This is a genomic window from Cuniculiplasma divulgatum (genome assembly GCA_031200235.1).
Lineage (GTDB): Archaea > Thermoplasmatota > Thermoplasmata > Thermoplasmatales > Thermoplasmataceae > UBA509.
Map to the genome: position 1 here is coordinate 855,149 of CP133595.1, position 24,361 is coordinate 879,509.

Annotated in this window: 22 protein-coding genes; 17 read left to right on the forward strand and 5 right to left on the reverse strand. The window is 50.7% G+C overall.

Going from position 1 to position 24,361, the window contains the following annotated elements; translation table 11 throughout:
- Positions 1-137: 137 nt before the first annotated feature.
- The 3 genes from RE469_04575 to RE469_04585 are packed head-to-tail and all read left to right on the forward strand — an operon-like array spanning position 138 to position 3,547.
- On the forward strand, positions 138-1,103 hold the full coding sequence (locus RE469_04575) for a pyridoxal-phosphate dependent enzyme (GenBank protein WMT45473.1): 966 nt from the start codon (positions 138-140) through the stop codon (positions 1,101-1,103).
- Positions 1,088-2,119, forward strand: a complete 1,032-nt coding sequence (locus tag RE469_04580; protein ID WMT45474.1) for a DUF1611 domain-containing protein — start codon at positions 1,088-1,090, stop codon at positions 2,117-2,119. Before RE469_04575 ends, RE469_04580 begins: the two co-directional genes overlap by 16 nt.
- Complete coding sequence (locus RE469_04585; GenBank protein WMT45475.1) at positions 2,120-3,547, forward strand: metal-binding protein; 1,428 nt, start codon at positions 2,120-2,122, stop codon at positions 3,545-3,547.
- On the opposite strand, the gene RE469_04590 is transcribed toward RE469_04585, so the two are convergent.
- Entirely contained in the window at positions 3,533-4,054 is a 522-nt protein-coding gene (locus tag RE469_04590; GenBank protein ID WMT45476.1) for a DUF367 family protein, read from the reverse strand. The genes RE469_04585 and RE469_04590 overlap by 15 nt on opposite strands.
- A gap of 79 nt (positions 4,055-4,133) precedes the next feature.
- Here RE469_04590 and RE469_04595 point away from each other — a divergent pair, with 79 nt between their 5' ends.
- Positions 4,134-5,030 (forward strand): hypothetical protein, encoded by an 897-nt coding sequence (locus RE469_04595; GenBank protein ID WMT45477.1) that lies wholly within the window; start codon positions 4,134-4,136, stop codon positions 5,028-5,030.
- Positions 5,031-5,037: 7 nt separating this feature from the next.
- Here RE469_04595 and RE469_04600 read toward each other — a convergent pair whose 3' ends face one another.
- Positions 5,038-7,017, reverse strand: a complete 1,980-nt coding sequence (locus RE469_04600; GenBank protein ID WMT45478.1) for a hypothetical protein — start codon at positions 7,015-7,017, stop codon at positions 5,038-5,040.
- Between the two features lie 217 nt (positions 7,018-7,234).
- Between RE469_04600 and pyrG the strand changes: the two genes are divergently transcribed.
- From pyrG to RE469_04650, 10 genes are all read left to right on the forward strand, one after another.
- Positions 7,235-8,845, forward strand: a complete 1,611-nt coding sequence (gene pyrG / locus RE469_04605; GenBank protein ID WMT45479.1) for a CTP synthase (glutamine hydrolyzing) — start codon at positions 7,235-7,237, stop codon at positions 8,843-8,845.
- Positions 8,842-9,165: an SCP2 sterol-binding domain-containing protein gene (locus RE469_04610; protein ID WMT45480.1), complete on the forward strand. Its 324-nt coding sequence runs from the start codon at positions 8,842-8,844 to the stop codon at positions 9,163-9,165. Before pyrG ends, RE469_04610 begins: the two co-directional genes overlap by 4 nt.
- Entirely contained in the window at positions 9,162-12,509 is a 3,348-nt protein-coding gene (locus RE469_04615) for a DNA polymerase II large subunit (GenBank protein ID WMT45481.1), read from the forward strand. Before RE469_04610 ends, RE469_04615 begins: the two co-directional genes overlap by 4 nt.
- Complete coding sequence (locus RE469_04620) at positions 12,506-13,285, forward strand: ATP/GTP-binding protein (protein ID WMT45482.1); 780 nt, start codon at positions 12,506-12,508, stop codon at positions 13,283-13,285. Before RE469_04615 ends, RE469_04620 begins: the two co-directional genes overlap by 4 nt.
- Positions 13,286-13,430: 145 nt before the next feature.
- On the forward strand, positions 13,431-13,640 hold the full coding sequence (locus RE469_04625) for a nucleotide-binding protein (GenBank protein ID WMT45483.1): 210 nt from the start codon (positions 13,431-13,433) through the stop codon (positions 13,638-13,640).
- A gap of 85 nt (positions 13,641-13,725) precedes the next feature.
- Entirely contained in the window at positions 13,726-14,340 is a 615-nt protein-coding gene (locus tag RE469_04630; protein ID WMT45484.1) for a Fe-Mn family superoxide dismutase, read from the forward strand.
- Positions 14,341-14,403: 63 nt separating this feature from the next.
- The gene (locus RE469_04635; GenBank protein ID WMT45485.1) at positions 14,404-15,072 is read left to right on the forward strand and encodes an N-glycosylase/DNA lyase; all 669 of its coding nucleotides are present in this window, start codon (positions 14,404-14,406) and stop codon (positions 15,070-15,072) included.
- Between the two features lie 42 nt (positions 15,073-15,114).
- Entirely contained in the window at positions 15,115-16,500 is a 1,386-nt protein-coding gene (locus RE469_04640; GenBank protein ID WMT45486.1) for an NAD(P)H-hydrate dehydratase, read from the forward strand.
- Positions 16,501-16,564: 64 nt separating this feature from the next.
- A complete protein-coding gene (locus RE469_04645; GenBank protein WMT45487.1) occupies positions 16,565-17,416 on the forward strand; it encodes a ribose-phosphate diphosphokinase in 852 nt (283 codons plus the stop codon).
- 3 nt (positions 17,417-17,419) lie between these two features.
- Positions 17,420-18,157, forward strand: a complete 738-nt coding sequence (locus tag RE469_04650) for an RNA 2'-phosphotransferase (protein WMT45488.1) — start codon at positions 17,420-17,422, stop codon at positions 18,155-18,157.
- Positions 18,158-18,212: 55 nt separating this feature from the next.
- Here the strand turns inward: RE469_04650 and RE469_04655 are convergent, their stop codons facing one another.
- Positions 18,213-18,995, reverse strand: coding sequence for a hypothetical protein (locus tag RE469_04655; GenBank protein WMT45489.1), 783 nt, complete (start codon positions 18,993-18,995; stop codon positions 18,213-18,215).
- Between the two features lie 72 nt (positions 18,996-19,067).
- A complete protein-coding gene (locus tag RE469_04660) occupies positions 19,068-20,729 on the reverse strand; it encodes an NAD(P)-binding protein (GenBank protein WMT45490.1) in 1,662 nt (553 codons plus the stop codon).
- A gap of 87 nt (positions 20,730-20,816) precedes the next feature.
- On the opposite strand from RE469_04660, the gene RE469_04665 reads away from it, so the two are divergent.
- From RE469_04665 to RE469_04675, 3 genes are read left to right on the forward strand one after another with little or no spacing between them, the layout of a single operon-like run.
- Entirely contained in the window at positions 20,817-21,515 is a 699-nt protein-coding gene (locus tag RE469_04665) for an SDR family oxidoreductase (GenBank protein WMT45491.1), read from the forward strand.
- 38 nt (positions 21,516-21,553) lie between these two features.
- Positions 21,554-22,699 (forward strand): thiolase family protein, encoded by a 1,146-nt coding sequence (locus RE469_04670; protein WMT45492.1) that lies wholly within the window; start codon positions 21,554-21,556, stop codon positions 22,697-22,699.
- Positions 22,696-22,983, forward strand: a complete 288-nt coding sequence (locus RE469_04675; GenBank protein ID WMT45493.1) for a zinc ribbon domain-containing protein — start codon at positions 22,696-22,698, stop codon at positions 22,981-22,983. Before RE469_04670 ends, RE469_04675 begins: the two co-directional genes overlap by 4 nt.
- Positions 22,984-23,000: 17 nt before the next feature.
- On the opposite strand, the gene RE469_04680 is transcribed toward RE469_04675, so the two are convergent.
- Positions 23,001-24,221 (reverse strand): CaiB/BaiF CoA-transferase family protein, encoded by a 1,221-nt coding sequence (locus tag RE469_04680; protein WMT45494.1) that lies wholly within the window; start codon positions 24,219-24,221, stop codon positions 23,001-23,003.
- Positions 24,222-24,361: the final 140 nt, after the last annotated feature.

Below are 24,361 nucleotides of genomic sequence, written 5' to 3' on the forward strand. Positions count from 1 at the left end.
TAAATTATATGATTTAAGTGGACACCGGGAAATTCAGATTCCGCCACGAACATTTTGATTAAAATGTCATGCAATATGTTTATATAGTTCAATTTTCTAACAGGACTCAATCAGGCATATGTCCTGAGTGAATAGAGATGGAAGGAATAGAAGAGGACGAACCTCCTGGAAAAACACCTTTTTTTAGAGCTAGAAACCTTGAACACGCCCTCAAACTTAAGAACCTTTACATAAAGTTTGAAGGGGCGGGAATAACAGGAACCCAGAAAGACCGTATCTCAAAGCTGCATGTCCTTAAGGCCAGGGAGAAGGGTTATGATACCATTTCACTGGCTACATGCGGAAATTACGGCGCATCAATCTCTTATTTTGCCAATCTCTACGGAATGAAGTCCGTGGTGGCTGTACCGGAATATTACTCCGGAGACAGGAATGACGAGATAAGGGGAAATGGTGCCGAAATACTTGAGGTCCCGGCCAAGTACGAGGATCTTGTGGAATTCATGAGAGACAAATCCAGCAGCGAGGCATGGTATGATTCCAGCCCTGGATCCGTGAATTCTGAGATAGATATGGAAGGATATGAGACCATAGCCTATGAGATAGTCTCACAGCTGGGCCGATCACCCGGTTACGTTTCAGTCCCGCTGGGGAATGGCACAACCCTGGCAGGCATATTTTCCGGCTTCGAGAAAATGCAGAGGAGAGGCGTCATCAGGAAGATTCCCAGATTCATTGGCTCCAGCACCCCGAACGGCAACCCAATTGTTGCTTCGTGGAAAAGGAAGGACCACACGCTCATGGAGCTTGATCCATCCATAATCAGGGAGACCAAGGCCTCAGAACCACTCGTGGCATACAGATCATACGATGGGCAGAAAGCACTCAATGCACTGTACAGGAGCAACGGAATGGCAACCTACGTTTCGGATGACGAGATGTACCGTTACAGCACGCTCATAGAGCATTTTGAGATGCTGTCTGTGCTACCGGCGTCTGCATCCTCCCTTGCGGCAGTGGATCATGTAATAAGCAGGAAATCCGAACCCAAAGACATAGTTGTGGTACTTACGGGGAGAAACAAGACATGGACAACGCAGTAGTACTTGCAGAAGGCGTTTTTGGCACAACCTATGGAAAGACCGCAAACGGCCTGGTAAGATATACAAGACGATTCAGGGTTACATCCGTCATAGATTCAACGAAGTACGGACAGGACGCAGGCGCAGTCCTGACCGGTGTGCCCAACAACATACCCATCATAAGCAGTGTCAGTGAGGGTATCAGGCTTGGTGCGGATACTCTTGTTGTGGGTATCGCCACTGATGGCGGATACATTCCTCCTGAATACCGGCATTTCATAACTGACGCGCTTTCCTCGGGCCTGAATGTTGTTAGCGGACTGCATGAATTCATAAGCGATGATCCTGAGTTTGCTGCAGCTGCCGCAAAGAAGGGATGCAGGATAACAGATGTGAGGAAGATGTTCAGGGACATGAAGCCGCCATATACGGGTCGTGTGAGGGAAATTGGCGCCCGCAGAATCGCTGTCCTTGGGACTGACAGTGCCATAGGAAAGAGAACAACCGCAGTTATACTGACAAACACCCTGAAGCAGAAAGGGATAGCCGCATCCATGGTGGGAACAGGCCAGACAGCCTGGATGCAGGGATTCGACCACACAGTTGTCATAGATTCCATGATAAACGACTTCATTCCTGGCGGGCTGGAGAAAGTTGCAGTTGAGGCATGGGAACAGGAACATCCGGATGTGATGTTCATCGAGGGACAGGGATCAGTCCTGCATCCGGCCTATCCAGGCAGCTTTGAGATCATTGGTGCATTGAAGCCCGACGGGATAATCCTGCAGCATGCACCCAGGAGACTTGTATTTGACGGGTTCCCAGAATATCCCATTCCGGACCTTGAGAAATACATAAGGATACTGGAGATGCTGTCTGACAGGAAAGTTATTGCCATATCAATAAACAGGGAAAATATGAACCATAACGAGGTGGCTGAAGAGATAATGAAACTTGAGGCAAGATTCGGCATACCTGTCTTTGATCCGCTCAATTCACAACCACAGAAGCTTATTGAGGCAGTTGATTACCCGTAGATGTCCTATCTCCAGAAAATATCCGAATTCCAGAACATTACCGTCACCCCGACCTCCTATGACGACCACAGAATAGAAGGCGACATCAGTCTTGAGCGGGAAACAGATACCCTGAAATTTCATCTCATATTCTCCTACTCGGATCGAATAGAGGCGGACCAGAATCTGGCAGGGCTCATTCTTGCAATGCCGGCCATCAACTTCACTCTTTTCTCAAAGAAACTCACCCTTAATTTTCCGGCGTCAGAATCCGATGTTGCTGCCATTTCAGAGTTTGTCCGGATCAATAACCGCGAGGTCTTCATCAACAAGCTTGCAAGGAGAAGATACGAGTTCTTCAGGCAGGAGTATGTCCCACGGGATGAGGACATAACTGAGGAAAACTCCAATGGAAATACACTGGTCTCCGCTACATCCCAGTATGTGGATACCCCCAGAAAGATTCAGGGAGGCAGTAATGCCGTTCTTTCCTCAGGCGGCAAGGAAAGCCTGCTCTCCTACGGCATGCTGAAGGAAATTGATCCGGACACTCATGCTTTCTATTTCAATGAATCAGGCGGACACTGGCTAACAGCAAAGACTGCCTATGATTATTACAGCGCAGAGTTTTCAAATGTTCACAAGGTCTGGTCAAATGTGGACAGGTTCTACCGCTACGTGCTCAGGAACATGAGGATACTGGATCAGCGCGTCATGAATATGAAGACTGACACCTACCCTGTTCAGCTGTTCATTTTCCCCGTATACGTGATGTCAATGATCCCTGTGGCCATTGAACACGGCATAAGGGGTGCAGTACTTGGAGATGAATTCGATGATCCTTCCGATATGCAGCCTTTCCACGGAATCAGGCACTACTACGGCATATATGACCAGACACTGGATTTCAACAGGTACATGAGCGGATATCTTCATTCCAAGGGTATTGACTTCACTGTATGGAGCGCTGTCTACCCCATAACAGGAGGAGTGGTTGAGAATATACTCATAAAGAGATATCCAGACCTGTTCAGGCTTCAGAGATCATGCCATTCCTGCAGGAGCGTGAATGGCAAGATTGTTCCCTGCGGAAAGTGCTCAAAGTGCCTGGGCATACTCATGTTCATTCTTTCCGCTGGTGGGGATCCCCACCAGATCCTGTATTCAACAGAATCAATTGAGAATTTAAAGGAAAACGTTTCCAGGGAAAGGATGAGGCTGGACACTGACGAGCTCAATTACATGAAGGCGAAACTGGGCTTCATTGAGGCAGACGACATGGAGAGGCTACAGCACGTCTCGGGAATGCATCTCCTGCCTGATGAGCATCAGCTCTTCCAGCACGTGCCGGACTCCTACAGGGACGGGATCATGAGGATAATAAGCCAGTATGCGCCACTTTCATACTCTTATACAGGCGGGGCATGGCACCAATCAGAAAAACAGTGATTCTGCCTTCGTCACGTCTTCCTGGCTGCTGCATGAGGAATATTCCTCAAGGGGCTCCCTGTTCACCTTGAGGAACTGCATTCCCCAGTTGAATTTGGACAGCACCAGTGTGGAGGAACTTCTGAAACCGCAGATGTAAAGTGCAGCTGCAATGGCCTCCACGGACGATAGTTTTCCGGGTTTCCCGAAATTCACAGGATTGGCCGGAACCAGCAGTGGAAGTTTCCTTGGGAACCTCAGACGCAGATTCCTTATGCCCTCTATTTTAGCCCATGATCCGTCTATCACTGAAATCCCCCTCTCCAGGATTATGGCGCTATCAGCAGGAGTCACGAAGACATCAGCAAAAGGTGTCAGGGAAAGCGTCTGTGATATCTTTTTCATGCCTGTTTTTTCTGCAAGTCCAAACCGCTTCAGTTTCAGCATTGTTGACTTTGTGGGATCATCCTCGCCCAGGTATGCGAAAAGGATTCTTGGTTTCTGAATGGCATCGTCCGCATCCAGCATCCATCCCGTATGGATGGCCCGCACATTGAGTTTTCCATGCTTCCGGGAAGATTATAATATCATACCTTGATGGGGGGGCATGCTGAATCTCCCCTGGGTCATCATCACCGAGGTAGTTATGACCGCATTCATCATCTGGATCATAGCCTACCTGAGGAAACATTCCCGGGGTCTCACACTCCGAAGTTTCTCTGTATCCGTTATCCTTCTATCCATGATGGGCAGCATGTTCGATTCCCTGATTTATTACATGGCAATGCCCAAAACTTTCTTCAACGTGGTTCTTGCCGCAAACATTTCCATGATCGCCATGGCCATTGCCATTGTCTATATCCTCTGGACTGCAGTGAAGGAAAAAGATTATTCCATGAAGAGAAGCATGGCACTTGCTTTTGCGCTTATTCTGGGATGGAATGAGGTATCCATGGCACTGTTTCTCCGAATCCTTGGCTACTATTTTCATGACGTTGCATCGCTGGCTGCATACCTTTCCTATTTCGGGCTTTCAATTACCAATTTCCTCTTTCTTGCACCCATGATTGCGGAAATGGTCTTCTTCATAGCATTCAGGCTTTCCCCTGGCCTGGGAAGGAGAATTTCCACAGCCCTTCTGCTCATGCAGGTGGCTGATCCTGCCGTCCTTGGCGATTCCGCAGCAGTGATTCCGCTTCTCATTGCATATTCCATAATCATGATATTTGCTGTTTATTACGCATTCAGCTACGTCTATGGCAACCGCAGATCCATTGACAGGATGTCCCGGAGGCTTGTTGGCTGGTTCATATTCATATTCGCACTATCAACAGCTGGCCTCCTGGAGCCCATTGTGGTTCACGGGCCTTTCGGGCTGTCATGGTTCGTATTTGCAGTTTCCATGATGTCCTCCATGGTTCTCTATTTCGAGATAATACTGGGAATGTTTACCCCTGTACCGGACAGGGTTCCATTAGCTGCCGAAAATCCAGTCGCCTCCTGATGACACATCACTTTTTGGAAATTTTCTCCTTTACCCAGTGCCTGACATCATAATAGAAGATGTTCTCATATGGGCAGGCATTAACACAATCTCCTATGCCCACACACCTGCTGTCCTTGTATTCCCCTGTGGTGATGAAACTGCCGGGCTGCCCGTAATTCCCCACAGGGCATGCACTTGCACAGTCCTTGGTGGGGCATGTCGCGCACTGGTTCGGATCCCTGACCTTCAGGCGGAAGAAGCCGAATCTTGAGATGAACCTGTTGAAGTTGCCCCACTGGCAGTATCCGGTGTTGATGCATCCGTATGATCCCACGTAAGGCATGAGTATGAATACGGCGTACCAGAGGAAGCCGAAATAGAAAATGTAGAGCATATATTCTGGATCTGTGCCGTAAAATGTCAGATTCAGCCTGCCTGTTGAATCGAGCCACGATATGACTGCCGCAGCTATCACTGAGACATATACCATGTTGGAGACGATCCTGTAAACCATATTTCCTGTGCGATCCGCCCTTGTGAGTGATCTGCTCATGCCGGACGAGGTGTTGAATTTCTTCATGGAATCGTAGAATGTCCCCTGATACATCACCGGTGCAGTGCAGAAAACTGAACACAGCTGCCTGGAACCGAACAGGAGCGAAAGGATGCCGCTTATGACATATGTCAGCACCATGGGAAGGATCAGCAGGGGAGAAACAGGGCCGGCAGTTCCTATGCCCATGGACCATCCGATGAATGGTACACTTGCGGGATTCTGTATTATGAAGGATGGGAGGAGTATTGAATAAATGCCGTACGCCACAAGCATGAGTGAAAGCCTGATGCGAGTCTCCATGTCCCTTGTTTTCCTGATCTTGAAAACAACAAGAGATCCCATTTCAATGCCCATCATTACAAGGAACCATGAGGATAGGCTCACGCTGCCGAAGAATATGAAGAAATCAAAAACAGCCTTCCCTGCAACTGCCAGAATGCTCCCTGTAAGCGGCACAATTCCTGTGGAGGCAATGAACGGAACAGCCCCGTAATACTGGACGTCAAAGGCTGCACCCATGAAGAATTCAGCCGCGAAAACAAGAAGGAGAAAACCGAAGGACCATGGTCTGTTTGCGAGCCAGTAGGTGCGGGGACCTGTTGAAAGCATGCCCCTGTGGATGGTGCCCCACAGGTACAGGACCATGTCTGCTATCATGGCCAGGGAGAAGATGTAGATGCTTCCATAAACCTGCCACAGGAAAACTCCCGCCATCATGGCAGTGTAAACCGCAAGGAGGATGAGGATGTATGATCCCATTGATCTCCTGACCGATTGTGCCCTGTAGAGGTGTTCAAAGAGGAATACAAAGAACCCGGTCATGACAGCCCCTGACAGATAGACCGTCAACTGGCCCCAGCCATATCCAGCAACCGCGGGGGGCGCCAGAAACATTATTGCTGCCTGCGTCAGCAACAGAACAAGAGCCCATGAGTTCTGGTCCCTTCTCATGAGAATTATGCTCAGGAACATCTCAATGCTCATGGGAAAAACAAACCAGTAGCTGGAGACCGACTGGAATATTGCACCTACGGGGCTGGTAGTCATCAGTGACAGGTATTGCTGATGCGACAGAACAAGGTTGAATACCAGGCTCATGAGGACCTCGTCCAGGATCACAAAGGACGCAGTGAAAACCATGAGGAATCTTCTTGAAGCATTCTGATCCTCCAGGAATATATCGCGCATGAACAGCGCCAGGAACGGGATGATTTCCACTGCCATGGCAACAAGGGCAACCTCTATGGCACCGATTTCGGAGAGAATGCCGGGAAATGCAAGATAGATAAAGGGGCCAACAAGCATTCCGTTCATCATTGCAAGGATGAGGTAAACCACCAGCTTCCGCAGCGGATTGTCTGCCCTGCTGGCTGCATATATTGCAAAGGCCATTGCAGCAGCCATAGCAGCCATGGCCGCCCACAGCAGGTAAATCAGGAACACTTGCATATCATTCCCAGCCGGGAATGTGATGCAATCGTTGAATTAAGCCTTAGTGTCACTCCTGCGGGATTTTCTGGGGCATTGAATGAGTTGCCTTTACCTGGTTGCTAATATAATAACATCAGCGGCTGGAATCCGGCAGTACTGTCCCTCCCGGCTGGCGTTTTCAGGCAAAGATTGCCATGCCAGCAAAGATTAATTAATTTTAATTCTCTACCTTCTGATGCATTACGTAGTTATTACTGGAGGCGTGATTTCAGGCCTTGGAAAGGGGACAATAACGTCCAGCCTTGGCCACCTGCTGAAGTCCCACGGTCTCAGCGTCACGGCGCTGAAGATTGATCCGTACCTCAATTATGATGCCGGAACAATGAATCCGTACCAGCATGGGGAGGTTTTTGTCCTTGATGACGGCAGTGAAGTTGATCTCGATCTGGGAAATTATGAGAGATTCATCGGTTCTGATCTTGCCGGAGACAACAACATAACAACAGGTAAGGTCTACAAGGAAGTCATTGAGAAGGAGAGAAGAGGTGAGTATCTGGGAAGCACAGTCCAGATAATCCCGCATATTACCAACGAGATAAAGAGGCGCATAAGGATGGTTGCCTCAAAGGGTGCCTTCGACGTTGTGCTGATTGAGGTGGGAGGAACTGTTGGCGACATAGAATCCATGCCGTTCCTTGAGGCATTGAGGCAGCTGAACCGTGAGGAGCCGCCAGGTTCTGTCATATTCGGCCATGTGACTCTTGTGCCCGAAATCGGGGCCATGAATGAGCAGAAGACCAAACCAACACAGCACAGTGTAAAAGCCCTCAGAGAAATAGGCATCCAGCCGGATATACTGTTCTGCCGCTCCAAGGATCCCCTGAGCCTTGAAACACGCAAGAGAATTGCACTTTTCACCGATGTGCCCCTTGACGGCATAGCCAGCATCAGTGACGCCCCAAATGCCTATCTTGTTCCAGACCTCATGGAGAAGCAGGGTATTGTGGACTTCATCATTGGCCGCTTCAAGCTGGGATGCAAGGAATACCATGACGACTGGGGAAACTACAAGGAGAACCTTAAGAATCCCAGGGAGAGGGTTAAAATTGCCCTGGTGGGCAAATATACGGAGCTTCAGGACGCATACATGAGCCACAAGGAGGCTTTTCTCCATGTCACCGGGAATACCGGCATAGCTGTGGATATAAAGTGGATCAACTCAGATGATCTGAAGGCAAGTACGGACAGGCTTGACGATGTGCATGGCATACTTGTTCCCGGTGGTTTCGGTTACAGGGGCATAGAGGGAAAGATAGCAGCCGCCAGATATGCCAGGGAACACAACATACCATTCCTTGGCATATGCCTGGGCTTTCAGGTTGCAGTCATAGAGTTCGCAAGGAATGTGCTTGGCTTCCAGGACGCAAACAGCACGGAATTTGACAGTAAAACTCAGCATCCAGTGATCGATCTTCTTCCGGAACAGAATGGTGTGAAGGACATGGGCGGCACCATGAGGCTGGGATCCAAGAAGGTGCTTGTGAAGCCAGATACCCTGGCATTCAGCATATACCAGAAGGGAGAAATTTATGAGAGACACAGGCACCGGTACGAGGTGAACCCATCATACATTGATCAGTTCGCCAAAGCCGGTTTAATATTCTCCGGAACTGATGATGAGGGAATAAGGATGGAGATTGCGGAATTCAGGGACAGCGAGAACATGATTGCATCCCAGTACCACAGCGAGTTCAAATCCCGCCCCCTGAACCCCTCAAAGATCCACCAGCATCTTGTTCTCAGGGCACTGCAGCACATGCAGGAAGCCATGGAGGCAGCGGCTTGATATCCATCCAGTCAATGCTTCTTGAAAAGGTGAATGAAAGACTGCAGAATTCCGAAAAAACACGCAAAAGAATGGCGGCAACCAGGAAAGTTCTCAGGTGGGATGCAGGTGAAACAGGCACAACGTTCCTCATTGAGAATGGCAGGGTTGCCATAGCCAGTAATGACCTGAAACCTGACATTGTGATCACTGCCTCCACCGATGATGTTCTTGGCATAATGCAGAAAAAGCTTGATCCCATGGAGGCTTACTCTTCGGGAAAGCTGAAGATAAAGGCTTCGCTGCTGGACAAGCTTCTCATGGCGGAGCTTCTGAAATGATTAAAGCAGGAGACATTGAATCATACCGCCAGTTTCTATGGACTGCTGTACGGCAGGAATACGATCTGGCCCTTGGGGCACGAAAGCTGGGAAAGGATGTGACAGACCGCGTGGAGATACCCCTGGCTTCCGATATGGCTGACAGGATAGAGGAACTCATTGACATAAGGGGAATAGCTGGCGAGATAAGGGAACTGTCAAAGACAAGGACCAGGGAGGAAATATCCATCGATATTGCAAGGCGGGTGGCAAAGATGTACGAGCCCCAGGGAAAGGTTATGGCTGTTGACAAAGCTGTAAGAGTTGGCCTTGCAATACTCACTGAGGGCATACTTGTGGCCCCCCTTGAAGGCATAGCCGATGTGACCATAGACAGGAACCACGACGGCACGGACTATGTTTCCGTTGTGTATTCAGGTCCCATCAGGGGAGCCGGCGGAACTGCCCAGGCCCTCAGCGTACTGATTGCGGATGTTGTGAGAAGGGACCTTGGAATCGGGGCGTTCCATGCAACGGATGATGAAATAGAACGTTACATTGAGGAGATACAGGCATACAACAGAATCAAGCATCTCCAGTATCTTCCGACGCCTGACGAAATAAAGCAGGTGATACTGAATTCTCCTGTGTGCATTGACGGAGAGGGAAGCGAGGAGGAAGAGGTTTCCGGGCACAGGGACATGGAAAGGATCCGCACAAACAGGATAAGGGGAGGAATGTGCCTGGTGCTCTGCGAGGGCCTCATACAGAAATCCAAGAAGGTCCTGAAACATACCGAGAAACTTGGCCTGACAGAGTGGAACTTCCTTGGAAAGAAGCAGCAGCCGGCACAGGGCGAGAGTGCACCTGCACCAAAAAATTCTGAGAAATTCCTCAAGGACCTTGTGGCCGGCAGGCCCGTGTTTTCCCATCCCGGAAGACCTGGGGGATTCAGGCTGCGCTACGGCAGGTCAAGGGTCAACGGACTTGCTGCCGCTTCCATAAACCCTGCAAGCATGTTCATAGTGGACAGGTTCATAGCTATCGGCTCCCAGATCAAGGTGGAACTGCCAGGGAAGGCAGCGGCCGTGACTCCTAGCGATGGCATTGACGGCCCCATGGTGCTCCTGAAGAACGGCAGCCATGTGAGGGTGGGAAGCCAGGATGAGGCTGCAAAGCTCCTTCCAGATATAGATCAGATAACTGATCTTGGGGAGATACTCATTGCCTATGGGGACTTTCTTGAGAACAACTACAGGCTGGTGCCGGGTTCCTTCAACCATGACTGGTGGAAGCTGTATCTTCCTGATTCTGAACTAAGAGAGAAATATGCTTCTTCCGTGCCGGACCAGTTTGAGGCAGTGGCACTTGCACGTGAGAAAAATATTCCGCTACATCCGGTTTACGACTACTTCTGGCATGATCTGGGAACGCCGGAAATCCTTGATCTCAGGAGGAGCGTGTCCAGCAGCAGGCTCTCCGGAACACACCTGATCCTGGACAACAGGATGCGTGATTCGCTGATCAGGCTTGGAATCCCATTCTCCGCCACGGCGGATGGGCTTGCCCTTGATGAGTACTACCCCCTGATCACCAGCCTGGGCCTTGAGGTTCAGAATGGTGCCATAGTACAGATGCAGAGGGATGACACCCCGGAAGATCCACTGAAGCTGATCAATTCCCTTGCCGGCTACAGCCTATTCCCGAGATCTCCCACAAGGGTGGGATCAAGGCTTGGAAGGCCGGAGAAAGCAGGGGACAGGAAGATGAAGCCAAAGGTCCACGTGCTTTTCCCGGTGGAGAATTACGGTGATGCCCGCAGGTCCCTGAAAAACGCCAGGAAGAACGCACATGACGGATACCGGGTGGAAGTAAGGGTCAGGAAGTGCACCGGATGCGGGGAGGAATCTGCACAGCCCATATGCTACCTGTGCGGCGCCGTCACCGTTGATACGGGCAGGACCCGGAAGATTACAGTTGATCTTGACCAGCTCATGGAGAGGTCCATGGAGCGGCTTGGAATAGACCTTCCAGAAAAGCTGGAGATAAAGGGCGTGAAGAAGCTCATGTCAAAGGACAAGGTCAGCGAACCCATTGAGAAGGGATTCCTGAGGGCCATGCATGATGTGTCCACCAACAAGGACGGCACCTGCAGGTACGATATGTCCGATATACCAATAACACACTTCAGGGCAGAAGAAATAGGCCTTCCAAGGGAAAGGCTGCGGGAACTTGGATACGATCCGGAGAAGGAGTATAATGAGATATTCCCGCAGGACGTCATAATACCGTCAAAGTCAGCGGAATACCTTATCAATGTGGCAAATTTCATCGACGATCTCCTGGTCCGGTATTACGGGATGGCCCCACATTATCTCTGCTCCAGGCCGGAGGATCTCATAGGGAAACTGGTCATAGGCCTTGCTCCACACACCTCAGGAGGAATACTGGGCAGGATCATCGGCTTCTCGGAGGCAAGCGGCTGTTATGCCCATCCGTTCTTCCATGCGGCAAAGAGGAGGAACTGCGACGGTGATGAGGACAGCATCCTCCTTCTAATGGACGGGCTCCTGAATTTTTCAAGGGAATATCTCCCGTCCACAAGGGGCGGCCTGATGGATGCACCGCTGGTGCTCACTGTCCAGCTGAACCCGGATGAAGTTGACAAGGAGGCCATGAACGTGGATACCCTCTGGGAATATCCGCTGGAATTTTACAGGGCAATGGAGGAGAGGCGTGCTCCATCGGAGATAGAGGAACTGATGATGACCATGAGCGTTCGCATCAAGAAGACAGGCAGTTTCATGGGATCAGGATTCACAACAGGCACCTCAGACATAAACGGAGGAGTGCTGGTGTGCTCATACAAGACCATTGACACAATGGAGGAGAAGATAGAGAGGCAGCTTTCGCTGGCCAGAAGGCTCAGGGGAGTGGACGAGGACGATGTTGCTGCCAGGGTACTGAACTCCCATTTCCTGCCTGACATGTACGGCAACTTCAGGAAATTCTTCTCCCAGGAGTTCAGGTGCACCAAGTGCAATACCAAGTACCGCAGGGTCCCCCTGTCCGGGAAATGCCTGAAGTGCGGAAACCATAACCTGATCCTGACAATACACAAGGGGAGTGTCATAAAATACATGAATGAGACAGTGAAGATATCCAGGGAATTCAACCTGCCATGGTACCTGAACGTGCGCATAGACAATCTGGTCCGCACAATCAAGGGAACATTCAATTTTGATGAGGAGGCCCAGCCGGAACCTCAGCATGACCTGAGCAGCTTTGATGACGACAGGCCGCAGGTTGCCACAGTTCAGGCCGATCGCGACCTGGACAGTTACCAGGAGGATGATGAGGAATGATAGGATCACTCTTTGTGACCGGACCTGCAGGAACCGGAAAATCCACATTCTGCGCAGCATACAAGGACTGGCTCATCTCAAACGGCTACGACGCAGCTATCGTGAACCTTGATCCCGGTTCGGAATACATCCCCTATGAGGCGGAGATTGACATCAGGGAGACCATTTCCCTGAGCCAGATCATGTCGGAATACAATCTTGGGCCAAACGGCGCACAGATTGTTGCCGCGGATCTGCTTCTGGAAAATACGGAGCCTGTTACAAAGGTGCTGAGGGAACTTGAGGATTATTACGTGATTTTCGACACGCCTGGCCAGATCGAGCTGTTCAGCTTCAGGCCGGGGAGCCCAATGCTGGTGGATCGCCTGAGCAACGGGAAGGCAATGATTGCATTCATAGCTGATGCTGTGCTGTCTGCCTCCCCATCAGGATTCATATCCCAGAAGATGCTCTTCGGATCGGTCCTTTCCAGATTCTACAAGCCCATGCTGTTCGTGCTGAACAAGCTCGATCTCATCACCGATGATGATCTGGAGGCGGTCATGAGATGGGAGGATTCTCCTGATCTTCTCCGGGATGCCCTCATGGACGAGAAGCAGGAGATGGTGAAGGACTACTTCTCCGCTGTGCTCAACGCATTCAAGGAGAGCCAGATGGTCAGCAAGATCTTCCCCGTTTCTGCAAAGGACATGTACGGCTTCGAGGACATCTACAGCGAGATGTCGCTTTTCTTCACCGGGGGATCAGACACCGATACCATGTACAGGGACGACTGAAAGCTGTTCTTCTATTATTTTATGCATTTTAAAAAAAACCGAATCACGATCCTTATTAAAGGGGGCTGCCGGAATTATGCCAATCCTTTAAGCCATCCTCCTGCCCCTGCAAAAATGTTTTAATCCCATGGCAATAGTAGCCACAATGGGAGCAAAACATCACTGCCTTATATGCGGAGACCTCATCTACGGCGGCATGTACTGTTCCACCTGCTCCCGTGAAATAGGGAGATCCAGAACCATGGACGATGAATCCATGGAGGAGTGGATTGACCGTGTCAGGTACACAAAACCAATGTATCTTTATTCGGAACACCATAACCTGCTCCAGCTGGATGTGTTCTTCTGGCACTGACCGGCCTGTTTTCCTCTTAAAAACATTACTGTACAGCCGTCATTAAGGTTTTATATTAAGACTCAATGAAGAAACAGGTGAAAAAATGGCTGAAAACTGGCAAATAAAAGACAAACTGAAGCCAAGCGGGCTGGATGGAATTTCTGACAAGCAGATAGATTACCATTTTGAAACCCACTACAAGGGCTATGTGAACAAGCTGAACGAGATCTGGGAGAAGCTCCCAAACGCAGACAGGAGCAAGGCGAACCAGAATTACAGTGAATTCAGGGAACTCAAGCTGGAGGAGACCTTCAACTTTGATGGATCACTCCTGCACGAAACCTACTTTGCAAACCTCGCAAAGGAACACGCTCCCGTGTCTGAATCCTTCAAGAAGCAGGTTGAGAAGGACTTCGGAAGTTATGAGAAGTGGGTTGAGGATTTCAAGGCAACTGGAGTTGCTTTCAGGGGCTGGAGCCTTTGCGTCTTCGACCTTAACACGGGAAAGCTGAGGAATGTCGGCGCCGATGTCCACAACACCAATGGCATATGGAATGCCATACTTGTGCTTGCCCTGGACGTCTATGAGCATGCATACTACACGGACTACGGACCAAAGAGAGCTCCATACCTGGACGCCTTCCTGAAGAACGTGAAGTGGTCAGATGTGGAACAGAGGCTTGAAAAGGCCAAGAAAATGTATGAAATTTTCAAATAATCCCCTTTTTTTTGTTCAGTCGCAGACAATAATATTTTAACCGGTTCATGATACAAAGGCAGAATGGAGAAAACCCCTGTCCTGCCTTTCCGTGAATCAGATTTCGGGCCCTCTGTTGAGGGCATAGCCGATCTGATGAATTCCCCGTTCTCGCTGGAAGTCCAGGCTAAGGCCGCTGAATTCAGGAGCATGGGGCAGAAGTCAGCGGAAGATCTCTTTGGGGAACTCTGTTTCTGCATCCTTGCTGCAAACACCTCTGCCGAGATGGGCCTCCGGACCCAGCTGTATATAGGGAACCACGGGTTCATAAACTACCCGGAGGAAAAACTCAGGGATGAACTGAAGAAGGTGAAGTACAGGTTCTACAACCTCAGGAGCTCTTTCATAGTTAAAGCCAGACCAGTAATGTACATGCTTCCGGACATTGCAAGGAGCATGGACCCATGGGAGGCCAGGGAATTCCTGGTGGAGAACGTCAAGGGCATAGGGTACAAGGAGGCATCACATTTCCTGAGGAATGTTGGGGTTTTCCGTTTTGCCATCCTGGACAAGCATATCATCAGGATGCTATCCTCTGCCTTCCCGGATGGCGGGGGAGCAAAGATCACCTCGCCTTCAAGGTATCTGGAAATGGAGAAGTACTTCCTGGCCCTGGCGGAATCGCTGAATCTCGAGCCGGGAATCCTGGACCTCTACATGTGGAAGATTGCCACTGGAAAGCTGATAAAGTAAAGTACCGGCAAACTGTTTGTACCAGATAGTGCATGCAATTCTATGATGTCCTACGATGATGTTGCCAGGGCGGACAGGAATTATGAATACTTTGTTGGGGACCTGTGGACCCTCATGCAGAATGCCGGAGCCAGGGTGGCGGAATATGTTTCAGCGTCCCAGGGAGACGGAAAGAAAGTTCTGGTGGTTGCCGGGAACGGCAACAATGGCGGGGACGGCATTGTGGCGGGAACGCTGCTTTCAGGGAAAAACACCGTGAGCCTCTTCCCCATCTCCGGGCCATATGGAATGAAGACCAGGGATTCCCGCCATGCCATGAGGGATTACAGGGGCAGGTTCATGGACATGCAGTCTTTCATGGAGGAAGCATCCAGCTACCATGTGATCATCGATGCCATCTTCGGGTCCGGTTTTTCAGGCGAACCCCGGCCCCCGTATGACACCATAATCAGGAAGATCAATGAATCCGGCGTATACATTGTGTCCGTTGACGTTCCATCTGCACTTGGATCATCACTCCCTGTGAAGCCGGATGCCACAGTGACCTTTTCCGATTCCAAGACAGGAATGACACCCGAGAACTCCGGAAAAATAGTTGTCGCCGACATAGGCATTCCAGAAAAGGTCTTCACCCATAACGGCCCCGGTGAATTTGTCTATTTCAGAAAATCAGAGAAATCCTCCCACAAGGGCATGAACGGCAGGGCCGCAATAATAGGCGGATGGACCTACCATGGTTCTGCCGTTATTGCATCCGGAGGAGCAATGGCCGTAGGTTCCGATCTGGTGAAGATCTACACCACTGGCCTCAATTATCCAATCATTTCCTCATACGATCCGGGCATCATTGTGAGGAACCTGGATCTTGAAGTACCCCATGAAGAGGTCATGAACAATGATTCCATACTGGTAGGATCCGGCCTGGGGAAGGGGCAGGATGTTCACTTCATAACAGGCCTGGTGAAGGGATTCACGGGCACAATAGTCCTTGACGCCGAAGGGCTGGACTTCCACAGGCAGATCAGGGAAGCCGCTCCAGGCAGCCGCATCATCATGACACCGCATACCGGGGAATTCCGGCGCATCTCAGGTCTGGAGCCCACCGCTGAAAATGCAGCTGCGTTTGCCAGATCCACAGGATCCTGCGTGATCCTGAAGGGCGTTGTGGACACCGTCACCGATGGAAAGGCCACAAGATTCACTGAGGGGGGCAACCCCAGGATGACCATGGGCGGAACCGGCGATCTGCTTGCGGGACTCGTGACTGGTCTGGCTGCCAGGACTGCCGACCCCTTCAGGGCCTCGTGCATGGCCTCATTCCTCAACAAGAGTGCTGGCGACTTCTGCCAGAGGCAGAAATCACTCTGGTACAGCGTCACTGACATGATTCACGCCATCCCGGATCTCATGATACAGTACGTGGGATAGATCCTGATGGATTCAGGCATTTCATGGTAAAAATTTTAACACCGTTGCAATAGCCTTTATTATCATGTTAATAGTGCCATCCTCGTCGTCTCTGAAACTTGCAAAGTCCGTGGCAGAAATATCCGGATCAACCCTGTCGGATGTTGAAAGAAAGAGGTTCCCTGACGGCGAGATGTATGTCAGGATTCTTTCAGAAACCCTGAACATGGATGTTGCTGTTCTGGGGAATACACGCACGGATTCTGATATCCTGGAGATGCTCCTCCTGCTGAATGCGGCAAGGGAGGGCGGAGCAAAGCGGGTCATTGCAGTCATACCCTACTTCGGATATGCCAGGCAGCATATGCGCTACAAGGACGGGGAGCCCGTATCATCCAGGGTCATTACCCAGGCTCTGGATAACTCCAGTGATGAGATAATATGCGTGGAGATACACGACGAGCAGACCCTGAGCTTCTCCAGCAAGCCGTTCCGGAACCTCAGCGCTGAACGGTCAATGACTGATCATTTCATGAACCATGTCCCTGATTATGTTCTTTCCCCGGATGACGGAGGATACGACAGGGCAAAGAAGCTTGCAGAAAGCATAGGTACGAGGGCAGCATATATTTTCAAGAAGCGCATAGATCCAAAGACTGTTGAGATGAAGCTCCCTGACATAGACTTTTCAGGCAGGACCATACTTCTGGTGGACGACATCATCTCAACGGGGGGAACAATTATTAAGGCCATCAAGCTATTAAGACAGGCTGGTGCCTCAAGAATCAGCGTAGCTGCTGTCCATGGTGTGTTTGCCAGGGATTCCGACAGGATCATATCCTCTGAAGTTGACGAACTTGCAGTGTGCGATACCATCGACGGCCCCTACAGCACCATTTCAATTGCAGGCACCATTGCCGGATCGCTGGAGAGATGAAAAATGGGCGAGGAACTCAGGGTATGCCAGAGGGATGGCCCCTTCAGGGGAAGCCAGTGCCCTGTCTGTGGTGCAAGGGGAAAGGTGCTGATGCATGAGAACGAGGTTGAGGGAGTGGGAAGGATACTTGCAGGAATGCTCAGGCATTTCCCTGAGAACTACGGCATACGCCTCAATGACCACGGCTGGGTGAAGATATACACCATTATTCCAGTTATAAGGGCTCAGAAAAGGAACTTCTGGTGGCTCACGCCTTTCCATGTGGAGGCGCTGGTGATGACCGATCCAAAGGGCAGGTACCAGATAAACGACCGCGGAGAGATCAGGGCCGCATACGGCCACACCATCCCCATCAATGTGGACGATATGCCAACAGACGTGCCGGCAAAGCTTTATTACCAGACCACTGACGAGGAGCTTGAGTTCATAAGGGAAACAGGAATAAGCCCCTCCGACAAGAGCTGGATACACCTGTCACTCACCGCCCGCCAGGCCTTCGTGTCCGGTCTGTTCCATATCGATTCGCCTGCAGTTGTTGATATAGATGCTGCTGCGCTGGAAGAGGCAGGGTACCCTGTCTACAGGGCAACAGAGGATGTTTTCCTGGTTGGCGAGATTCCGCCACAATTCGTTGGAGGCAAGATATCTGAAACCTTTGAGCTCACTCCGGAGGAGAAGGAGGAAATCGCCCAGGTGAGGGAACGAATGGAAAGAAGGATGAACAGGGATTCTTCCCAGTAATCTCCCTGCATTTTCACAAAGATTGGGATGGTCTGTGCTGGCTGTTTCCATCCAGTCATGGAATGATTTTACTGAGCAGCGTGATGAGCACCAGTGTCACCAGTATCCATGATGATGAATAGGCTCCCAGTGTTTTTATGCCGCTTTTCCGCATCAGCAGGAGCCCGGCTGTCGCGCCTGACAGTACCGTCCCCATGATGATCACCGGCAGAGGATCAAGTATGCCTGGAACTGCAGCAATGATTATTGCGGATGCCAGAACCGGGACTTCCACAGCATACCATGTGCGGAAGAAATCCCCCCGATGTGCCCTTGCCGACATGATGGCTGTAGCCCCTATGGCAAGGATGATGTTCAGGGCGGAGAACAGGCTGAAATATTCAACCTCAGTCAGGGTAAACCTTCCTGTGAGGGCACTGCTTATCAATGGAAACTGGGATGTGATGGCCACCATTGATGATCCCCTGTTAAGGCTGCCCCTTTCAGCCGTGAACCTTTCCGTGCATGAAAACATCGCCAGTGTAGCCGCAAATATGAGCACCGGCATGAAAGGGAGGTATCCCGCAATGATGCCGAAGGCCAGAACTGCAGCTTCAAGGGCAAGTATGCCCCACTGGGCAGGCTCCATGCGGGATTCCAGACTGGCCATGAATCCCTGCTGGGAGGACCGCGCTTCCCTGAGGGATGAAAGGATTGCATCGTAAATGCTTATGCCGGGCAGCATTGATGCCAGAAGGATCAGGCCGTACACATGGTACCGGGATGCATACAGAACTCCAAGGATTACCGTTGCAGACCATGTTACAATGAGCCCGTGCTCTCTGGGAAGGATCTTCACATGGGCTGGAATTGTCTGCTCCTTATAACAGGCGGTTCTAACATTTAAGGCATACACTGATCCGGAACAATGCTAGAGATAATCGCTTGACCTCCCTTCCACATATTTCCGGAATGATTCCCTGCCCCACATCATGGCCTGCAGTATGTCATACTGGTGCCTCTGCATTATTGATACATCAGGGTCCCTGTCTGCCTTTCGGACTATGCTTATTCCCGCTTTCTCTGCTATGTCCCTGTATGCTGCCTGCCTGACGCGATCCAGGCTTGACAGGCTCCTTTCAGTCATTATGACCTCATGATTGGCACTGATCCTCAGGGCGTCGTCATGGTACCGGTATATGTTTGAATCTATGACTATCTCCTCCTGATCCGGTAAATCAGGGTAAACCGTGGCTGGCAGGCAGTAGAGGCCGTCCCCGCTGAATTTTTCCCCGGTTATTATTTCCACGCCCATCCTCTGCAGAACCGTGCTGTAATAATCCACAAGCCTTCCGGTCTCGAACTTTTTCCATCTGTCCCAGATCTGCAGAAGCTGCCCCCCGATCCTGTCACTGGCTTCATACAGCGTAACCTTCATGCCGGATTTTGCAGCAGTAAGGGCCGCCTCAAGGCCGCTGACACCGGCTCCGGCTATTGCAATATCACCTGATAGCCTGATTGCGGGCTTCCTGACAGATTCCAGGCCAGTATCGGGATTCACTGTGCACCTGACTTCGCCAAAACCCAGGTCCCTGCACGCCTGGTTGCACCTTATGCATGGCCTCAGTGTATGGGGGGCATTCAGCAGCTTCTCAGCAAAGTACGGATCAGCCAGTTCAGCTCTACCCACGGAGACAAAGTCCGCCTTCTCCAGGACCTTCTGCGCGTCCTGCAGGCTGGTGACGGACCCAACCACCATGGTGGTCAGGTTTGCCTTCCTGGGTAACCTTTCCAGAATGTGTGTTCTGGGGCTGTAGAATGATGACGAAGATCCGGGTGGGGCAAAACGGCCCGCGGAGAAATGCACGTAGTCAATCCCTTTGAGGGATTCAGCAATTTTCAGGCCATAATCAGGCCCGTATCCGTCCGAATCATCCTCATAGAGGCTCAGCCTGATGCCAAGTGCAATATCTTCCTGCTGCCTGATGCCGTCAATTATGTCCTGGACGATCCTGAGGCGGTTCTCGAATGATCCGCCATACCGGTCTGACCTGAGGTTCAGCGCCGGCGACAGGAACTCCTGCAGCAGGTAACCATGTGCCCCGTGCAGCTCAATTCCGTCAAAGTTAGCCCTCCTGGCAAATCCGGCAGCCCTGATGAAGGATGACACTACCGAATCTATGTCATTTACTGTCATTTCCCTTGGAGTGTATCCCACATAATCCACTGCGGATGGAGCCATGGGGGATTCCCTGTTTGTGTCCAGAAAAGCCTTTCCGCCGGCATGGACAAGCTGCATGAACACCCTGCTTCCATGCATGTGGATGCGCTCCGTGAGCCTCCTGAATTTAGGTATGAAGTCATAGCTGTACACACCGGCTTCATTCCTTGAACCACGGGAATTTTCGCTGTCCACATATGTGTATTCTGTTATTATGAGGCCTGTGCCGCCTCTGGCTCTTTCCTCAAGATACGCAATGTGGTTTTCATTGGTATTGCCGTCCGGATCTGCGAGGTTGGATATCATGGGCGCCATGACTATCCTGTTCCTTATGGGGACATTTCCAATCGAACCTGGTTCTCCTATATTCATCCCGCAGAGAATAGGACTTCATTCTTAAGAGTAGCCATTTAGGGCTTGCAGGCGAAAAGGTTAAAAATTATCCCGGATGGAGTGATCATGCAGAACGTTGTGGTAAGCGGCATTGGGCCCGGAATGGGGTGTGCCGTCTCAAGGGCTCTGGCCAGAGGTGGATGTGGAGTTTATGCAATTTCCAGAAGCAAAGCTGGCGAGAAAATTGCTGCAGACATTGGAATAAGGCACTATTCTGGAGACCTCAGGGATCCTCATTCAGTTCATGAAGTGTTTTCCAGCATCCTGCATGACGCGGGCAGCATCCATCATGTGGTCCATACCGCGGGGGGGTTTTTCAGGAAATCGGGACTGGGTGATGTTGATAATGATCTCTTTGCCTCCGCGCTGATGAACAATGCCCAGACATTTTACAACGTTGCAAGGGAAAGCCTGGCTTATCTCTCACAGTCACATGGTTCCATAACTGCAGTTACTGCAGCCAGGCACGTGTACATGAACAGCCATGCCGGCTATGCAGCGGGAAAGGGAGCTGTGACCTTCATGGTTCATGAGCTTGCAGGAGAGCTTGCCCCCAGGGGAATCAGGATTAATGCCGTGGCTCCCGGTTTCATATCCAAGGAGAACTGTGGGGGATCAGACGTAAAGAATCTGCTGGAAACAGGCCGGCACAGTGCCGATCCCATTGCATCTGCAGTAATGTGGATCATGAGCAGCGAAGAGATTACAGGGCAGATCGTTGAGGTGGATTCCGGGTTCGGAACGCAGATTCCAGATGGCCTCTGAAAAGTGACAGTTTAATAAATCAAAATGCCGTACAGAAAATGATGTCAGTAATATCGGATGTGAGTTTCACACGTTTTGGCAAAAGGCCGGAAGGCCTGCTGGATCTGGTTGCGGAATCGGCCCTTCCCATTGTGAGGAGATACGGCAGGGATATTGATTTCATTGTTTTCTCAAATTCATACTCGGGGGAATTCAACGATATGTCCGGCGTCAATAACCTCATTTCAACCAGGCTTTCCATGGACGATGTGCCGTCAATGAGGGTGGACAACACCAGCGGAAGCGGCGGAAGTGCCGTCATGGTTGCTGATTCTCTCATAAGGTCTGGAAATGCCAGCAATGTGCTTGTCATAGGCGCTGAGAAAATGACCGGCTATCCAACCAAGAAATCAACCAGGATCATAGCCTCCCTTCTTCATCCAGAGGAGCGTTCTGCAGGAATATCACTTCCGTCGCTGGCTGCCTTCATGACCAGATCCTACCTGAAGGAGTTTGACGCACCACGTGAGAGCATTGCCCGTGTAGCTGTGAAGAACCACCACAATGGGTCCCTGAATCCGTATGCGCATTTCCAGTCTGAGGTGACCCTTGAGGAAGTCATGGCTTCACGTGTCATAGCCGATCCTCTGCGAATTTTCGAGTTCTGCCCTGTGAGTGACGGCGCTGTCTCGTTACTGATGACATCAGACGAGAACCGGGATTCCTTCGGCAGCCATCATGTTGAAATCCTGGGGGTGGGTTATTCATCCGGGACATCATCGCTGTCATACAGGGATTCCCTGACCACCATAGGAAGTGTCAGGAGATCTTCAGAAATGGCATTCCGCCGGTCGAAGCTTACTCCCAATTACATGGATGTTGTTGAACTGCATGATATGGCTGCAGTACTGGAGATCATAGAGAGCGAGGACGCAGGTTTCTTCAGGAAGGGACATGGCTGGGAAGCTGTCATGAACGGGGAGACCGAAATAGGCGGCCCGAGACCCATCAATACCAGCGGCGGACTCAATTCAAAGGGCCACCCCATCGGGGCCAGCGGTGTGGCACAGGCAGGTGAAATATACCTCCAGATCACTGGAAAGGCCGAGAAGAGGCAGATAAAGGATGCCCACCTGGGCTTCTCCCTGAGCATGGCAGGTTTCGGCAACAATGCCACTGCAATAGTTTACGGAGGTGCATCATGAACATAAACAGATGCAGGAACTGCGGTACGAAATTTCTGGTTGCAAGGTCCGTATGCCCCAAATGCGGGAAGGAGGACTTTGAGAAGGTTCCGGCACGGAGCGGCATAGTCCTGGAATCCGTGGAGCTCATCGCAACTCCTGACCCGTATCCGGACGGGTACTACCTTGTGCTCCTTGATGTTGATGACGTGAAGGTATTCTGTCGCTCACAGGAAAAACTCAGGGAAGGATCCCAGGCCGACATTCAGGATGATGAACTTGGCCCCATATGCAGGAAAGCCTGATTCCGGAAAGGCAGACCTCATTCCTTTTTCCTGTCAGTGCCGGTATTTCCATTGACTATCCTTTTTTCAACCAGGTTTGATATTTCCTCATGGCTGTATCCAATGTTTCGGAGAATCTCTGCCGTGTTTTCCCCCAGCATTGGCGGGTGCAAACGGACTGATGCCGGCGTTTCTGACATCTTGAATGGCGTGCCAAGTATCCTTATTTTCCCATAGGGTGCATCCATATCAACAAGCATATTCCTCTCCATTATCTGCGGCGCATTCACAACCTGATCAACATTGTTTAATGGGGCCGCGGGAATCCCGGAATCCAGGAATTTCTGGAAGAGTTCCTGCGTTCTGAATGCTGAGAACGCCCTGTTTATTTCATCCGCAAGTTTTTCCCTGTTCTGAACCCTGTCAACATTGGTGAGAAACATTGGATTGCGGGTCAGATCATCCCTTTCTATTATGCTGCAGAAGGTTTTCCAGAGCTTTTCTGTTCCAACTGCAACGGCTATGTAACCATCTGCGGTGCTGAAGACCTGGTATGGGGCTATGTTGGAATGCGCGGACCCAAGATGCCTTGGATTTTTTCCAGTGGAGAAATATCCCAGTGCCTGGTGCGTCAGTATTGAGAAATTGGCGTCAAGCATTGACATGTCTATGAACTGCCCCTCTCCGGTTGCATCCCTGTGGTGCAGGGCCGCAAGCACCGCAATTACGGAGAAAAGGCCTGCTGTTATGTCTGCTATGGGCACGCCAAACTTGATTGGAGGCCTGCCCTCTTCTGCATTCAGGCTCAGAAGCCCGCTGTAGGCCAGTACTGTGAGATCGTAGCCTGGCCATTCCCTGGAAGGGCCGGTCTGGCCGTATCCCGAAAGGCTGCAGTATATGATCTTTCTGTTCAGTTTCCTTGCTTCCTCATAGGACAGTCCGAACTTCTCCATTGTGCCGGGCCTGAAGTTCTCAATGATCACATCAGAATCCATGGCCAGTTTTCTGAGAAGTTCCTGCCCAACGGGATTCTTCAGGTCAATTGCAATGCTCTTCTTGTTCCTGTTTGCGCTGAGATAGTATGAGGACATCCCGTCCATGTATGGCGGAGCCCAGGATCTTGTCTGATCCCCTGAAAGCGGTTCCACCTTGATGACCTCTGCCCCAAGGTCCCCCAGGGTCATTGTTGCCATGGGACCTGCCATTGCCTGTGTCAGATCCAGAACTCTCAAACCGTTTAAAGGGCCTGATCCTTCCATGGATGGAAAACCGGGCATGGTTTAAAAAGTGATCCGGTTTACAACCTCAATATTCAAAGGTTCGCTGCTCCAGGATTTTCCAGGGAATCAAAGGCCAACTATCCTGACTGATAGGATAATCTTATATTGACCATCATAAC

Bases quoted from the DNA above. Each gene is read 5' to 3' on its own strand.
- RE469_04630 (WMT45484.1), top strand. From the start codon at position 13,726: ATGGCTGAAAACTGGCAAATAAAAGACAAACTGAAGCCAAGCGGGCTG.
- RE469_04615 (WMT45481.1), top strand. From the start codon at position 9,162: ATGATTAAAGCAGGAGACATTGAATCATACCGCCAGTTTCTATGGACT.
- RE469_04620 (WMT45482.1), top strand. From the start codon at position 12,506: ATGATAGGATCACTCTTTGTGACCGGACCTGCAGGAACCGGAAAATCC.
- RE469_04635 (WMT45485.1), top strand. From the start codon at position 14,404: ATGGAGAAAACCCCTGTCCTGCCTTTCCGTGAATCAGATTTCGGGCCC.
- RE469_04645 (WMT45487.1), top strand. From the start codon at position 16,565: ATGTTAATAGTGCCATCCTCGTCGTCTCTGAAACTTGCAAAGTCCGTG.
- RE469_04680 (WMT45494.1), bottom strand. From the start codon at position 24,221: ATGGAAGGATCAGGCCCTTTAAACGGTTTGAGAGTTCTGGATCTGACA.
- RE469_04600 (WMT45478.1), bottom strand. From the start codon at position 7,017: ATGCAAGTGTTCCTGATTTACCTGCTGTGGGCGGCCATGGCTGCTATG.
- RE469_04665 (WMT45491.1), top strand. From the start codon at position 20,817: ATGCAGAACGTTGTGGTAAGCGGCATTGGGCCCGGAATGGGGTGTGCC.
- RE469_04585 (WMT45475.1), top strand. From the start codon at position 2,120: ATGTCCTATCTCCAGAAAATATCCGAATTCCAGAACATTACCGTCACC.
- RE469_04580 (WMT45474.1), top strand. From the start codon at position 1,088: ATGGACAACGCAGTAGTACTTGCAGAAGGCGTTTTTGGCACAACCTAT.
- RE469_04625 (WMT45483.1), top strand. From the start codon at position 13,431: ATGGGAGCAAAACATCACTGCCTTATATGCGGAGACCTCATCTACGGC.
- RE469_04595 (WMT45477.1), top strand. From the start codon at position 4,134: ATGCTGAATCTCCCCTGGGTCATCATCACCGAGGTAGTTATGACCGCA.
- RE469_04675 (WMT45493.1), top strand. From the start codon at position 22,696: ATGAACATAAACAGATGCAGGAACTGCGGTACGAAATTTCTGGTTGCA.
- RE469_04660 (WMT45490.1), bottom strand. From the start codon at position 20,729: ATGAATATAGGAGAACCAGGTTCGATTGGAAATGTCCCCATAAGGAAC.
- RE469_04670 (WMT45492.1), top strand. From the start codon at position 21,554: ATGATGTCAGTAATATCGGATGTGAGTTTCACACGTTTTGGCAAAAGG.
- pyrG (WMT45479.1), top strand. From the start codon at position 7,235: ATGCATTACGTAGTTATTACTGGAGGCGTGATTTCAGGCCTTGGAAAG.
- RE469_04650 (WMT45488.1), top strand. From the start codon at position 17,420: ATGGGCGAGGAACTCAGGGTATGCCAGAGGGATGGCCCCTTCAGGGGA.
- RE469_04640 (WMT45486.1), top strand. From the start codon at position 15,115: ATGATGTCCTACGATGATGTTGCCAGGGCGGACAGGAATTATGAATAC.
- RE469_04575 (WMT45473.1), top strand. From the start codon at position 138: ATGGAAGGAATAGAAGAGGACGAACCTCCTGGAAAAACACCTTTTTTT.
- RE469_04590 (WMT45476.1), bottom strand. From the start codon at position 4,054: ATGCTGGATGCGGACGATGCCATTCAGAAACCAAGAATCCTTTTCGCA.